The organism is Vibrio variabilis, from assembly GCF_003263785.1.
GTDB lineage: Bacteria > Pseudomonadota > Gammaproteobacteria > Enterobacterales > Vibrionaceae > Vibrio > Vibrio variabilis.
Genome location: NZ_JYJK01000130.1, coordinates 91,101 through 106,777, shown reverse-complemented (window position 1 = coordinate 106,777; position 15,677 = coordinate 91,101). Strand labels below are relative to the sequence as shown.

Sequence of the window (15,677 nt, the reverse complement as noted above, 5' to 3'; positions counted from 1 at the left end):
TGAGGGGGTACTACTTTCTTTTCTGTGGGTTTGTATAATCGCCCCCGCTTTTGAGCTTCAATTTTTGTTACACGCCAAATTATTAATTATAAGGAAGTCATAAACTATGAGCCTGTTTATGAGCCTGGTTGGTATGGTCGCACTTATTGCAATCGCAGTACTGCTTTCAGACAACCGCAAAGCTATTAATATCAGAACTGTGGGTGGCGCATTTGCTATCCAATTTGCACTAGGTGCATTCGTTCTTTACGTTCCTTGGGGACAAGAAGTACTACGCAGCTTCTCTGACGCTGTATCTAACGTGATCAACTACGGTAATGACGGTACGTCATTCCTATTTGGTGGCCTAGTATCAGGTAAAATGTTTGAAGTATTCGGCGGCGGCGGTTTCATCTTCGCTTTCCGTGTACTACCTACACTAATCTTCTTCTCTGCGCTTATTTCTGTACTTTACTACCTAGGTGTAATGCAGTGGGTTATCAAGATTCTTGGTGGTGGCCTGCAAAAAGCACTCGGTACTTCACGTGCGGAATCTATGTCAGCAGCAGCTAACATTTTCGTAGGTCAAACAGAAGCACCTCTAGTAGTACGTCCTTTCGTACCTAAGATGACTCAATCTGAACTATTCGCAGTAATGTGTGGTGGTCTAGCTTCTATCGCTGGTGGTGTACTAGCAGGTTACGCTTCAATGGGCGTGCCAATTGAGTACCTAGTTGCAGCATCATTCATGGCAGCACCGGGTGGTCTTCTATTCGCTAAAATCATCAAGCCAGAAACTGATGAGCCAGTTGAACAGCTACACGACATGAGCGCTGAAGGCGACGACAAGCCAGCTAACGTTATCGACGCAGCAGCGGGCGGTGCATCAGCAGGTCTTCAACTAGCACTCAACGTAGGTGCAATGCTAATCGCATTCATCGGTCTTATCGCACTGGTTAACGGTATGCTTGGTGGCATCGGTGGCTGGATTGGTATGCCTGAACTACGTCTAGAAATGATTCTAGGTTGGATCTTCTCTCCACTAGCATTCCTACTAGGTGTGCCATGGTCTGAAGCGACTATCGCGGGTGAGTTCATCGGTATGAAGACCGTTGCGAACGAATTCGTAGCATACTCTCAGTTTGCCCCTTACCTAGCGAAGCAGCACCTGTTGTTCTTTCTGAGAAAACTAAGGCAATCATCTCATTCGCTCTATGTGGTTTTGCGAACCTATCTTCTATCGCAATCCTACTAGGTGGTCTGGGTAGCCTTGCGCCTAAGCGTCGCGGTGATATCGCTCGCATGGGTGTGAAAGCAGTAATCGCTGGTACGCTATCTAACTTGATGGCTGCAACGATTGCAGGCTTCTGTCTAACTCTAGCTGGCATGTAATTGCTCGCGTTAGGTTAAACAGACTATAGACGCCATTATAAATCGCCCCGTAGCAAGAGATTGCTGCGGGGCTTTTTTGTTATTTGGAGGTGTGAACCTTCCAGCCACCCAGATAGGACTCTGGGGTTTGAATAGACAACGGAACTTTTTTGAGATACAAACCGTTTGCGTTTTAATCAGTACTACCGTTTTAGATATCGCTCCTATACTGTATAGGCTACTCAGTAACTCAGCGAGTGGGGTTCAAGGAAACGCACCCAACTTCAACACCGATGAGTTGAACAGCCAGAGCCAGTTCTCACCACAGTTTGGAATAAGGTGATGTAAACGAGCAGGTACTGTGCGGTGACAAGGATAGCAATTGGTCAGGCAGCATAGTTTGCCAAGCCGAGTCTTCAAGGAACCAAGTCCGTTCATTTATTGCTGACGTGTTTGTCAGATAATTAATTGAATATATTGACCGGAGATAGAAATGAGCGATTTAAAATCAGCAGCTCTACGTGCACTTAAACTTATGGATCTAACCACGCTAAATGACGACGACACGAACGAGAAAGTGATCGCACTATGTCAAGACGCGAAAACCGCTGTGGGCAACACAGCAGCGATCTGTATTTACCCTCGCTTTATTCCTATTGCTAAGAAAACCCTTCGTGAGCAAGGTACGCCAGAAGTACGTATCGCGACGGTAACTAACTTCCCACACGGCAACGACGACATCGAAATTGCTGTAGCAGAAACCAAAGCTGCAGTGGCATACGGCGCAGACGAAGTCGACGTAGTGTTCCCATACCGCGCACTTATCGCTGGCAATGAAGAAGTCGGCTTTGAGCTTGTGAAACAGTGTAAACAAGCGTGTGGCGATATTCTTCTGAAAGTGATCATTGAAACCGGTGAGCTAAAAGAAGAAGCACTGATCAAGAAAGCATCAGAAATCTGTATCAAAGCAGGCGCTGACTTCATTAAAACCTCTACAGGTAAAGTGCCAGTTAACGCGACGCCAGAATACGCTCGCATGATGCTAGAAGTGATTCGTGATATGGACGTTGCTAAAACCGTTGGTTTCAAACCAGCTGGTGGCGTGCGTACTGCGGAAGATGCTGCTGCTTACCTTGCAATGGCAGACGAAATCCTAGGCGCAGACTGGGCAGACAACATGCACTACCGCTTTGGTGCATCAACCTACTGACCAACCTACTGAATACATTAGAAGTCACTGACGAGACGGCGGATCCAAGCGCTTACTAAGTTACTTTGCGGGATTTAGGTTTCGTGGATTGATCTTCCTAGCCTTCCTCTTTGTAGAGGAAGGCTTATGGGAGGAAGCCGCGCCCAGCCCAGCTCCCCCGCAACTTCTACCCTACACTTATTCTGTACTTCAGCACTTCGCTGTGGAGGCACTAATGTATTTACCTCAAGAAATTATTCGTAAAAAACGCGACGGTCATGAACTAAGCGCGGAAGAGATCAACTTCTTCATTCAAGGTGTTGCGAAAGACACGGTATCGGAAGGTCAAATTGCAGCCTTTGCGATGACCATCTTCTTCAATGAAATGACCATGCCAGAGCGTATTGCACTGACGTGTGCCATGCGTGACTCTGGCATGGTTATCGACTGGAGCCATATGAATTTTGGCGGTCCGATTGTCGATAAGCACTCAACTGGTGGTGTGGGTGATGTGACCTCGCTAATGCTTGGCCCTATGATTGCCGCTTGCGGTGGTTTTGTACCTATGATTTCTGGTCGTGGTCTTGGCCACACCGGTGGTACGTTGGATAAACTGGAATCTATTCCGGGTTATAACATTACGCCAACTAACGATGTGTTTGGTGAAGTGACCAAAGAAGCGGGCGTGGCCATCATTGGCCAAACTGGCGATCTTGCACCAGCAGATAAGCGCGTTTACGCGACTCGCGATATTACTGCGACAGTGGATAACATTTCACTTATCACGGCGTCTATCTTGTCGAAGAAGCTTGCCGCAGGCCTAGAATCTCTGGTTATGGATGTCAAAGTGGGTTCAGGCGCGTTTATGCCAACCTATGAAGCATCGGAAGAGTTAGCGAACTCTATTGTTGCTGTGGCTAACGGTGCAGGCACTAAAACGACGGCTATCTTGACCGATATGAACCAGGTACTGGCATCGTCTGCAGGTAATGCGGTAGAAGTACGTGAAGCGGTGCAGTTCTTAACCGGTGAATATCGTAACCCACGTTTGTACGCAGTGACGATGGCGCTGTGTAGTGAGATGTTGGTATTGGCTAAGCTTGCACAAGATACAGATCAAGCAGAAGCTATGCTTAACGAAGTGCTTGATAACGGCAAAGCGGCTGAGTGTTTTGGCAAAATGGTCAAAGGTCTTGGCGGCCCAGCGGATTTTGTTGAAAACTACGACAACTACTTAGAAAAAGCAGAAATCATCAAACCGGTGTTTGCGGACGCTGAAGGCATCGTTTCTGCTATGGATACACGCGCAATCGGTATGGCTGTAGTCGGTATGGGCGGCGGTCGCCGTGTCGCTACCGATTCTATCGATTACGCAGTTGGTTTCGACCAGTTCATTAGACTTGGCGAAACAGCAAACCAAGACAAGCCACTTGCGATGATCCATGCTCGCAATGAAGCTCAGTGGCAAGAGGCGGCAAATGCGCTGAAAGCGGCGATTACGGTCTCAGATGAACCTTATACAGAAACTCCTTGTGTGTACCGCCATATTCGTGCGGAAGACTTGGCATAAGGACGGAGAGAAGTTATGAAACGTGCATTTATTTTAGTGTTGGATTCTTTTGGCATTGGCGCGACCGCGGATGCGGACAAATTTGGTGATGTCGGCTCAGACACTCTGGGTCACATTGCAGAGCAGTGCGCGAAAGGTCTGGCGGACAATGAGCAGCGCAGCGGCGAATTGAAGCTACCAAACCTATCTAAGTTAGGTCTAGCGATGGCTCATAAAGAGTCAACAGGTAAGCTAGCTTTGGGTCTTCGTGACGACGTTGAGATCATTGGCGCTTACGGTCACGCGGCTGAGCTATCTTCTGGTAAAGATACTCCGTCAGGTCACTGGGAAATTGCCGGTGTTCCGGTTCTGTTTGATTGGGGCTACTTCACTGACAAAGAGAACAGCTTCCCGAAAGAGCTGACTGACCGCATTCTAGAGCGTGCAGGCCTTGATGGCTTCCTCGGTAACTGCCACGCATCAGGTACGCAAGTATTGGATGACCTAGGTGAAGAGCACATGAAGACAGGTCAACCTATCTTCTATACCTCTGCAGATTCGGTATTCCAAATCGCGTGTCATGAAGAGACGTTCGGTCTTGAGCGCCTACTAGAGCTTTGCCAAATTGCACGTGAAGAGCTAGAGGATTACAACATTGGCCGTGTTATTGCGCGTCCATTTATCGGTGCAGGTAAAGGTCAATTTGAGCGTACGGGTAACCGTCGTGACCTGTCTGTTGAGCCGCCAGCGCCGACTGTGCTGTCTAAGCTTGTTGAAGAGAAGCAAGGTCAAGTGGTCTCCATCGGTAAGATTGCGGATATCTACGCTAACTGCGGTATCACTCAGAAAGTGAAAGCAACCGGCATCCCTGCGCTTTTCGAAGCGACGAAAGAGCAAATCCAAAAAGCGGGTGATAACACCATCGTATTCACCAACTTTGTAGACTTTGACTCTGCATACGGTCACCGCCGTGATGTAGCGGGTTATGCTGCGGCGCTAGAGTACTTCGATTCTCGTATTCATGAAGTGATTGAACTGATGCAAGAAGATGACGTATTGATCCTGACAGCTGACCACGGCTGCGATCCAACATGGCAGGGTACTGACCATACTCGTGAGCATATTCCTGTTATCGTCTACGGTCAGAAAGTTCCAGCAGGTTCTTTGGGGCTTCGTGACAGCTTTGCTGATATTGGTCAAAGCCTTGCAAGCTACTTTGGTACATCCTCAATGGATTACGGGAAGAACTTCCTATAATTAATAGCGGCTGAGCAGCTCAGCCGTCTCTTGCTCCAATCCTAAAATTTACACGAACAACATAAAGGAAAAAATAATGGCAACTCCTCACATTAACGCGGAAATGGGTGATTTTGCTGACGTAGTATTGATGCCGGGTGACCCACTACGTGCAAAATACATCGCGGATACCTTCTTAGATGACGCTGTACAAGTGTGTGATGTTCGTAATATGTACGGTTACACAGGCACTTACAAAGGTCGTCGTATCTCAGTAATGGGTCACGGCATGGGTATTCCTTCGTGCTCAATCTATGTGACTGAACTTATCAAAGACTTTGGTGTGAAGAAGATCATCCGTGTGGGCAGCTGTGGCGCGGTAAACGAAGACATTAAAGTACGCGACGTTGTGATCGGTATGGGTGCATGTACCGATTCAAAAGTGAACCGTATTCGCTTCAAGAACCATGACTTTGCAGCAATCGCTGACTATAAAATGGTTAAAAACGCGGAAGAAGCAGCAAAGGCACGTGGTATCGACGTAAAAGTGGGTAACCTGTTCTCAGCAGAACTGTTCTACACGCCAGATCCAGAAATGTTCGACGTAATGGACAAATACGGCATTGTTGGTGTGGAAATGGAAGCAGCGGGTATCTACGGTGTTGCAGCAGAATACGGTGCGAAAGCTCTGGCTATCTGTACGGTTTCAGATCACATTAAAACCGGTGAGCAAACCACATCTGATGAGCGTGCAACTACGTTCAACGAAATGATGGAAATTGCTCTAGACTCTGTTCTTCTGGGTGACGCTGAGTAATTTAGCGCTCTACCTGAATAGACAAAGCCTCGCGATTGCGAGGCTTTTTTAGTTGTGGTTAAGGTTTTGGCTAAAGTATTCTCTACGGCTGCTTAAGCAACAGGTTTTCGCCTTTGTCCTTTGGCTGTCTACGAAGTAGTACGACCAACAGTAAGCCACATAAGAAACTCATTAAGATCATCATGTACATAAAGCGATCACTCTTGCGGTAGTGGTGATCAGAGATAGCGGTCACTTTGCCAGTCTCAAAGGTTATGCGCACGAAGCCAATGATGGTGTGGTCATTAATGATTGGCTCGACGAGTTGTTGGCGGCCAATACTAGCCGTGGACAGTGGCGTGTCGAGTCCCAATACATCACGAACGGTTTTTGCGGTATCACTGGCAGCGACTTTGACTCCTTCTGAATCATAGACAGTCGCATCAAGTACTAAACGCTCGCTAGCAAGCTGGTTGGTCAGAGCACCAAGTCGCTCTTGATCTTGGTCTATCAGCATTTGTCTGGCCGATTGTGAGGCCTGAGAAATCAGCACTTTGGAGAGAACTTCGAGCTGATTGGCTTGAATACGCTCGTTGCCTTTACTAATCAGCACACTGTTGGTGGTGATAAAAAACACCATGGCACCAATTAGACAAAGCGCGACTAAGCGTAAAAAGTTTCTAAATGAAAACAGTGAACCATCCATAAAAGTGCAAAAGTACTAAGAAATGACGAATTGGTTCATATTGATGCTTGCACAACTAAATTGCAATAGGTAACGTTTTGGGAGCACATTTAAAGGAAGGATTAGCCATGGATGCTATTAAGCCGCTTTCAATCAGTAAGCGTATTCCACTTAAACAACGATTCCCAGAGACGCTTCTCGCTCATTCTTTAGAGCGACGCACTGCAAGATGGATTGTGTACGCACCGTACCTGTCGACAGACGTGTTCAACGATTTGGACTTTTACGTTGGAGAAACCACGCGTATTTTAGATATTTGGCAAGTCGGTCGTTATGAGGTTGCGCTGATGGAAGGCAACTTAACCACCGAGCATAGCCAAATATTGGATGAGTTGAATGTCGATTACGCGCGCTTGTGTGATGTCCCCGATCTCAATAAACCAGGCGTTATCGTGCTAGATATGGACTCGACTGCGATTCAAATCGAGTGTATTGACGAGATTGCGATACTCGCTGGCGTGGGTAAACAGGTGTCTGAGGTAACAGAGCGCGCCATGCAGGGTGAGCTGGACTTTGAGCAAAGCTTACGTCAACGTGTTGCCGCGCTAAAAGGCGCCGATGAGTCGATTTTGGCTGAGGTTCGTGAATCGCTACCATTGATGCCTGAGCTGCAAGAGATGATCAAAACGCTGCAAAGCTATGGCTGGAAGACGGCGATTGCCTCTGGTGGCTTCACGTATTTCTCGGATCACCTAAAAGAGATGTTGAACTTGGATTTTGCCCAGTCTAATACACTGGCAATCAAAGATGGCAAGCTATTAGGCGAAGTCGTAGGTGATGTGGTCTCCGCACAAACTAAAGCGGATATTTTGCTAGAGCTGGCGGAAGAGTATGATGTTGAAGCACATAACACTATCGCGGTTGGAGATGGTGCCAATGACTTAGTGATGATGGGCGCTGCTGGACTTGGTATCGCTTATCACGCGAAACCAAAAGTAGAAGCACAGGCGCAGGTTGCGATTAAGCATGCCGGTTTGGGTGGGATTGTTTGTATTCTGTCGGGGCTATTAGCAAGGCAGAAAAAAATCGGCTGGTAGGCTTGCGCTTTTCTAGTTGTGAGTATGAAAACGGCCCTCGTAAGGGCCGTTCTTCGTGAGTGATTAAAGGCTTTACGGTTAGCTATTCATTTCTAAACGAATCAACACTTCTTCTGTGATATCCACTAATTCGCAATAGCCAATAATGGCGGTCATTTCATTTTCGAGATTTCGTGCATGACTGAGACTCAATGACAATAGCTCATTGATGTCTTTTTTCATCAGAGTGGTCAACGCATCATATACGGGGCCTGAAGTAACCCGCAGAATATAGAGTTCACCCATATTTAGCGCATCTTTTATAAAGGTAATCCGTTGTTGAGTGGATTCAAATTCATCGCGAAGTTTGGTGTGAATCGATTGGATCCTATCTCCAAGCTTGAGGACACCAATGTATAGCTCGAATGCGACAGGCTTAGCTCCTGGCTTGCGTTTGAATGGCTCAGCGAGTAGCGAATTACTGCGACCTTTGAAGATTGGCTCGAGCGCCAGCTTTTGCTCGTGGCCAATGCGTTCGAAAAATTGTAAGTAACCGGGAAGAGGGAAGTTGACCCCGACCGAACGACATTTTACTGAGGTGCCTCGTTTATCAACGTAAACGGGTGTCGAGACCATCTTTCCAAGTAACACATTATGCAGCGCCTCAAGCAACGATGAGCTTGGCAATATTTCTTGTTGAGCGACCAGTTTGTCCTGATTGCTTTCAATAATGCCGCGAAAAAATGCGATGGTTTTGACGGTCTTACCGGACTCGACGATCTTTAGATGCGCCGTCTTGCGATCGGTCGACAAGCGAACGACTTCATACGGCACTTGGTTGAGTGGAATACGTTGGTTGTATCGCTTTAGCTCTAGGTAGTCGACAGAGATGATCGAACCGGAAGGAACGCTGAGTGGCTCGCTGAGCTGGATGCTGGCGCCATGCTTCGACAAGTCTACAGTGGCACCAGATATAGTGTTACCTTCCGGCGTCGTCATCACTAATGGCGAACGAAACTGGTACCTAGGCTCTTTGCGGCGCGATTTGGCATCAAAATAAAGACCGCGTGGCTGAGATTTAACGTTTCGTGGGTGTCTAAATCGGTTCAGGGAGCTCGTTGCTAAACGCGGCTTTTCGGTAAATAGGTAGTCACTGGCAGAGTTATCGTCACTGATTTCTTGCAGTATGCCAAAGTGGGTGAGTTTTTCATCGTGCCCAACCAGTTCGCCGTAATGTTTCGAAATCGTCAGCATATCGTCGGTGGAAAGTTCAAACACCGAAAGGCGGAATGCGCGCCAGCTAGCGCGTCGTCCACCCACATGCCAGAACAGTTGTCGCTCTTGACGCTCGGCTTCTGGCATCATCATTGAGTAAAACAGCTTCATGCCGTTGTGCTCATGGGTAAAGGTGTAAAGAACGTTGCTACAACCTTTAATTCCGGCTTTTACCAACATTTCCATACGTTCGGTAGAGAATAAAGAGGCCAGTGATTGCTGGTTACGCTCGTCATTCCAATACCGCCAAATGTCTTGGTTGTTTTCGGTAAGCAGGGCGACCTTAAGATCATTGCCACTGAAAAACAGCGGTAGATTGCAAGCGTGCTTAAGATAGGTGTGTTCAAAACCGCGAGTGCGGGCACGAGTAATACGATCTTGATTGTCGTGGCGAACTTTTTTGGACTCAGTATTGAGCATCTTGTTAACGACAAGCTCAACCGCGTTAGTTCGAGTCAGTCTCAAAGTACGTAGGTATTTCACTGGCGAGACGCCATGCAGTCCATCGACGCGAGAACGCGATACTCGATCGGCTTGGTGATTTCTTTAAGTTGACTGGTTTCGGCAAGCTCATCGAAACTGACACTGATGATCTGGCCCAAATCATAGTCAAAGGTGCCGGGGACTTTAAACTTGGCTCCGGAACTCGATAGATCGACACTGAGACCAATGATGGTTTCACCATTTTCTAGGCTTATGGAAACTTGCGATTCCACTTTTAATCGGCATTCTTTACGTTTTAAGTCATACCCTAAGTTAATAGGGCTTGCAGCATAGGGGCTCTGTGGATCGGTGAGGTCGCCTCGATGGGCATTGCGCTGTTCATCACCAAGGTTACTGAGGGTCTTTTTATCGACTAAAAGCTCCCATACACCTTCGGTATAACCCCCATATTTTCGGGTTAGATGATGATAGGAATTAAATGCACGATCGTCGAGCCAGTGAGACAGTCCGTCTAATTTGTATTCGTGGCAGTTAGTCGATACGCGGCCACGTAAGTCTATACGCTTGTGGCAAGGTGCCATAAGACGGTTGAGCTCCATTTTTACCAATAACTTGGTAGAAGGAGATTCACCTTCGGTGACTTGATTCAGCACCAGCTCGAAGTCTTCTGCGTGATAGGCTGAGATCAAGCGCTCTGCAATGGAAAGTATTTCAGTTTGCTGCATGAGTTTTGTTAAAGTGTCCCTGTGATGATGGATGTCATCAAAATAAGTACAGCGTAGTGCCCTATATCGCTACCATGCCGAAAACCTTAACGGTATGTACAAGAAAGATAAGGTATTCTTTCACCTTATTCTTTGTGTATTGTCATATCTTGACAATACTTTGAGCGTTTGGAAGCTCAAAACTAATAGATTAATCAATAATTAATGCAAACCAGTGCATTTAGAGCACCAGAGTAAGTAGGTTAGTTCAAATTATGGCAAAAGCGAAAAGAGCTTATGTGTGTAACGATTGTGGCGCAGATTTCCCACGCTGGCAGGGGCAATGCAATGCTTGTGGCAGTTGGAATACGATCAGTGAGGTGCGTTTAGCAGCATCGCCTCAAGTCGCGCGCAACGAGCGACTAACGGGCTATGCTGGTGGTGCAAACGAATCGACGATTCAAACTCTGTCTGAGATTGACCTGCAAGAGGTGCCACGCTTTACCAGTGGCTTCAAAGAGCTAGATAGGGTATTAGGTGGTGGCGTTGTGCCAGGCGCTGCGATTCTGATTGGTGGTAACCTGGTGCGGGTAAGTCGACGCTGCTCTTGCAAGCGATGTGTTGGTTGTCTTCGCAAATGCCGACGCTGTATGTCACGGGTGAGGAGTCGCTTCAGCAGGTTGCGATGCGAGCTTCTCGCTTAGGACTGCCCAAAGAGCATCTAAAAATGCTCTCTGAAACCAATGTAGATCGTATTTGCCAAATCGCTGAAAAAGAGCAGCCAAAGCTGATGGTTATCGACTCGATTCAGGTAATGCATGTTGCTGATGTTCAGTCTTCTCCTGGTAGCGTGGCTCAAGTTCGCGAATCGGCGACGGCATTAACGCGCTATGCGAAACAAAACAATGTGGCGATTTTCATTGTTGGCCACGTAACTAAAGATGGAACCTTGGCGGGGCCTAAAGTGCTCGAGCACATTATTGACTGTTCGGTACTTCTTGATGGTGGCACCGATAGCCGCTTTAGAACGCTTCGCAGTCACAAGAACCGATTCGGCGCAGTGAACGAACTGGGTGTCTTTGCAATGACAGGTCAGGGCTTAAAAGAAGTCAGCAACCCATCGGCCATCTTCCTATCTCGTGGTGAAGAAGAAACGTCGGGTAGTTCGGTGATGGTGGTTTGGGAGGGGACTCGTCCGCTGCTGGTTGAGATCCAAGCGCTGGTGGATTATAGCCAATTAGCGAACCCACGCCGAGTCGCTGTAGGGCTTGAGCAAAACCGTTTGTCGTTATTACTCGCGGTTCTGCACAAGCACGGCGGACTGCAAATGGCGGATCAAGATGTGTTCGTCAATGTGGTGGGCGGCGTGAAAGTAACTGAAACCAGCGCCGATCTTGCTTTGGTTATGGCATTGCTTTCAAGCTTTAGAGATCGTCCTCTACCGAAAGATGTGGTTGTGTTTGGTGAGGTGGGACTTGCCGGCGAAATTCGTCCAGTACCAAGTGGTCAAGAACGATTAATGGAAGCATTTAAGCACGGCTTCAAAAAAGCGATTGTTCCCGCGGCCAATATGCCAAAAGGCGGCATTGAAGGTATGCAGATCCATGGCGTGAAGAAGCTTTCAGAAGCAATTTCAGCATTTGATGAACTTTAATGGTGGCTTTTGCTCAATTTCAGGTAGAATACCGCCAACAAAAGTACGATTTTGCGAAATGACATCGAAAAATCACCAAGAGCAGCTAAAATTAACTGCGATCTGGTAACAACACCCAAATCCGTTGAAGCTTGATGACATAAGCCTTGAGAGAGCATTTCTCCCAAGGTAGCGTGCTATCGAGTCGGGTTCGGATAACTTTTTTTTAATACACATGCACGCAGAGGTATCGGTCTTTACAGATTGTGATATACTCTGCGCGCAATTTATACCTTATAAACAGAGTAAGACAATGGCAGATTTATCAAAGTACAGAAACATTGGTATTTTCGCGCACGTTGATGCGGGTAAAACTACCACCACTGAGCGTATCCTTAAGCTTACTGGTAAAATCCACAAAACTGGTGAAGTACACGACGGTGAGTCTACAACTGACTTCATGGAGCAGGAAGCTGAGCGTGGTATCACAATCCAGTCTGCTGCGGTAACTTGTGAGTGGAATGGCCACCGCCTAAACGTTATCGATACTCCGGGACACGTTGACTTCACAGTTGAAGTATATCGTTCACTTAAAGTACTAGACGGCGGTATCGGTGTATTCTGTGGTTCTGGTGGTGTTGAGCCTCAGTCAGAAACAAACTGGCGTTACGCGAACGAATCAGAAGTATCTCGTCTGATCTTCGTTAACAAACTAGACCGTATGGGTGCAGACTTCTTCAACGTTGTTGACCAAGTTAAGAACGTTCTTGGCGCTAACCCACTAGTAATGACTCTGCCTATCGGTCGTGAAGACGATTTCGTTGGTGTTGTAGACGTACTAAACCGTAAAGCTTACGTTTGGGATGATTCTGGTCTTCCAGAAAACTACGAAATCCAAGACGTTCCAGCTGACATGGTTGACGATCTAGAAGCTTACCGTGAAGAGCTAGTTGAGACTGCTGTAGAGCAAGACGACGACCTAATGGAAGCGTACATGGAAGGTGAAGAGCCTTCTATCGAAGACCTTAAGCGTTGTATCCGTAAAGGTACTCGTGACCTAGCGTTCTTCCCAACATTCTGTGGTTCTGCATTTAAGAACAAGGGTGTTCAACTAGTTCTTGACGCTGTTGTAGATTACCTACCAGCTCCAACTGAAGTTGATCCTCAGCCTCTAACAGATCCAGAAACTGGTGAGCCAACTGGTGAAGTTGCTACAGTTGACGCTGATGCGCCACTAAAAGCACTTGCGTTCAAAATCATGGACGACCGTTTCGGTGCACTAACGTTCATCCGTATCTACTCAGGCCGCATGAAGAAGGGTGACACTATCCTTAACTCTGCAACTGGTAAGACTGAGCGTATCGGTCGTATGTGTGAGATGCAGGCTGACGAGCGTAACGAACTTACTGAAGCACAAGCTGGTGACATCATCGCTGTAGTAGGTATGAAGAACGTTCAAACTGGTCACACTCTATGTGATCCTAAGCACGAATGTACTCTAGAAGCTATGATCTTCCCAGAACCAGTAATCTCTATCGCTGTTTCTCCGAAGGACAAAGGTTCTACTGAGAAGATGGGTATCGCTATCGGTAAGATGGTTGCAGAAGATCCATCTTTCCAAGTTGAGACTGATGAAGATTCAGGTGAAACTATCCTGAAAGGTATGGGTGAACTTCACCTAGACATCAAGGTAGACATCCTTAAGCGTACTTACGGCGTTGAGCTAGAAGTAGGTGCTCCACAGGTAGCTTACCGTGAAACTATCACTCAAGCAGTTGAAGATAGCTACACGCACAAGAAGCAGTCTGGTGGTTCTGGTCAGTTCGCGAAAATCGACTACCGTATCAAACCAGGTGAGCCAAACTCTGGCTTCACGTTCTCTTCTTCAGTTGTTGGTGGTAACGTTCCTAAGGAATTCTGGCCAGCAGTTGAGAAAGGCTTCGAAGCTATGATGGACAACGGTGTTCTAGCTGGCTTCCCAACGCTAGACGTTGAAGTTGAGCTATTCGACGGTTCATTCCACGCAGTTGACTCTTCGGCAATCGCTTACGAAATCGCAGCGAAAGGTGCATTCCGTCAGTCTATGCCAAAAGCTGGTGCACAGCTTCTTGAGCCAATCATGCACGTTGACGTGTTCACTCCAGAAGATCACGTTGGTGATGTAATCGGTGACCTTAACCGTCGTCGTGGTATGATCAAAGACCAGCAAGCTGGTACTACTGGTGTTCGTATTAAAGCTAACGTTCCTCTATCAGAAATGTTTGGCTACATCGGTCACCTACGTACTATCACATCTGGTCGTGGTCAGTTCTCTATGGAGTTCGAACACTACGCACCATGTCCAGCAAACGTTGCTGAAGAAGTTATCGCTAAAGCGAAAGAAGACAACAAGTAATTGGTCTTTGACTTCAGATAGTAAAAACCCGCCTTTTGGCGGGTTTTTTTATCGCCTAATTTTAAGGTTCTACAGTGAGTTTGGCCTTAGAACGTAGTCGGTTTCGATAACAGAGAGGTGCGACATATCACAGCGCTTAAACTCATCCACTTCTTGGTTAAGCCAAGATAAAAAGGTTTGGATTTTAGGGCGGTTGAAGTGATTTGCCGGCGCACATAGGTAGTAGGCGAATCTAGGCTTTAACGCGAAGTCACCGATACGAACTAATGTCCCCTCTTTGATGTACCTGTAGGCGAGGCTGTGTTTAATCAACCCAACACCCTGCACAGCCAATGCCCCTCTACCACAAAGTGTGCTCCATTATATTGAAGCGTTCGCGTGCCAATCGGCGCGCCGACATGATTGAGCCATAAACTCCAATCCATATCCGGCCAGGTATCTTCAATCAAGTCGGCTTTATGCAGATCATGAATCGTATGGATACCATACTGCTGTTGATATAGAGGATGGCAAACAGGATAGATAATGTCCTCCATCAAAAGCCGGCTCTCGACATCTGGGTATTGCCCCTCACCGTAGCGAATACAGATATCCACCGAGTCATCTTGAAAAGTCACCAGCTTATTATTGGGCTCAAGCAGCAGGCTAAGCTCTGGATGCTGTTCACGAAAGCTCTGAATTCTAGGCACTAACCAATGCTGAGCAAAAGAGGGAAGGGTGGAGATAGAGAGTCGGTTGGGCTCTGCGTCGTTATGAATGCTCTGAACGCCGCGAAGAATATGTTCAAAGCCCTGACTTAGCTCCTTAAAAAGCGAATGTCCCTCGGCAGTATGCATGACTTTTCTATGCTGTCGATAAAACAGCTCACAACCAAGCTGCTCTTCTAGTTGGCGTATCTGTTGGCTGATTGCCGCTGCTGAGACATACAGCGTTGCTGCTGCATCTTTGAAGCTACCAAGCTTTGCGGCCTGATAGAAATAATACAGCCCTTGGAGTGGAGGGAGTTTATCTTTCACTTAAGTTTTCCTTAACTCAATGACAGGATAGATCGTTTGTCAGTTTTCTCTGTGTGCACAAAAATTATACGAAAAGACGGAGGGAAAACAAATGGACAGAACTATTACGAAGCTCGAATGTGTAGAGCAGGAAAATGATGGACTTCAGCTAAGAAAGAATATCTTAACTGTAGTTAGAACTTGGCATCAAAACTACAGAACTCGAAAAGCGCTTGCAGAGATGTCAGATCGGCTGCTTGATGATATCGGAATCACTCCTTATGAAGCGAAACAAGAGAGTCGTAGACCTTTCTGGAAATAAAATAGGCGACCCTGAGGTCGCCTATTTT

7 protein-coding genes and 5 pseudogenes are annotated in these 15,677 nt (G+C 47.0%); 9 read left to right on the top strand and 3 right to left on the bottom strand.

What is annotated here, in order from left to right; genetic code table 11:
• Positions 1-106: 106 nt before the first annotated feature.
• From TZ48_RS21825 to deoD, 5 genes and pseudogenes are all read left to right on the top strand, one after another.
• Positions 107-1,371 (top strand): annotated as a pseudogene (locus TZ48_RS21825) (NupC/NupG family nucleoside CNT transporter).
• A 472-nt stretch (positions 1,372-1,843) separates the two neighbouring features.
• Positions 1,844-2,619 (top strand): annotated as a pseudogene (gene deoC / locus TZ48_RS21820) (deoxyribose-phosphate aldolase).
• 155 nt (positions 2,620-2,774) lie between these two features.
• Positions 2,775-4,109, top strand: coding sequence for a thymidine phosphorylase (gene deoA, locus TZ48_RS21815; RefSeq protein ID WP_112480710.1), 1,335 nt, complete (start codon positions 2,775-2,777; stop codon positions 4,107-4,109).
• Between the two features lie 15 nt (positions 4,110-4,124).
• The gene (locus TZ48_RS21810) at positions 4,125-5,345 is read left to right on the top strand and encodes a phosphopentomutase (RefSeq protein ID WP_112480708.1); all 1,221 of its coding nucleotides are present in this window, start codon (positions 4,125-4,127) and stop codon (positions 5,343-5,345) included.
• A gap of 76 nt (positions 5,346-5,421) precedes the next feature.
• Positions 5,422-6,141, top strand: coding sequence for a purine-nucleoside phosphorylase (gene deoD, locus TZ48_RS21805; RefSeq protein ID WP_042496627.1), 720 nt, complete (start codon positions 5,422-5,424; stop codon positions 6,139-6,141).
• A gap of 82 nt (positions 6,142-6,223) precedes the next feature.
• Here deoD and TZ48_RS21800 read toward each other — a convergent pair whose 3' ends face one another.
• Positions 6,224-6,826, bottom strand: coding sequence for a YtjB family periplasmic protein (locus TZ48_RS21800; RefSeq protein ID WP_112480706.1), 603 nt, complete (start codon positions 6,824-6,826; stop codon positions 6,224-6,226).
• A gap of 107 nt (positions 6,827-6,933) precedes the next feature.
• On the opposite strand from TZ48_RS21800, the gene serB reads away from it, so the two are divergent.
• Positions 6,934-7,902 (top strand): phosphoserine phosphatase, encoded by a 969-nt coding sequence (gene serB / locus TZ48_RS21795; RefSeq protein WP_112480704.1) that lies wholly within the window; start codon positions 6,934-6,936, stop codon positions 7,900-7,902.
• Positions 7,903-7,980: 78 nt separating this feature from the next.
• On the opposite strand, the pseudogene TZ48_RS21790 reads toward serB, so the two are convergent.
• Positions 7,981-10,325 (bottom strand): annotated as a pseudogene (locus tag TZ48_RS21790) (PilZ domain-containing protein).
• A 254-nt stretch (positions 10,326-10,579) separates the two neighbouring features.
• Between TZ48_RS21790 and radA the strand changes: the two are divergent.
• Together radA and fusA are read left to right on the top strand one after the other, a co-directional pair.
• A pseudogene (gene radA, locus TZ48_RS21785) lies at positions 10,580-11,958 on the top strand (DNA repair protein RadA).
• A gap of 292 nt (positions 11,959-12,250) precedes the next feature.
• Entirely contained in the window at positions 12,251-14,332 is a 2,082-nt protein-coding gene (gene fusA / locus TZ48_RS21780; RefSeq protein WP_112480702.1) for an elongation factor G, read from the top strand.
• Between the two features lie 69 nt (positions 14,333-14,401).
• Here fusA and TZ48_RS21775 read toward each other — a convergent pair.
• Positions 14,402-15,348 (bottom strand): annotated as a pseudogene (locus TZ48_RS21775) (LysR substrate-binding domain-containing protein).
• Between the two features lie 91 nt (positions 15,349-15,439).
• Between TZ48_RS21775 and TZ48_RS21770 the strand changes: the two are divergent.
• Complete coding sequence (locus TZ48_RS21770) at positions 15,440-15,649, top strand: DUF1127 domain-containing protein (protein WP_112480700.1); 210 nt, start codon at positions 15,440-15,442, stop codon at positions 15,647-15,649.
• Positions 15,650-15,677: the final 28 nt, after the last annotated feature.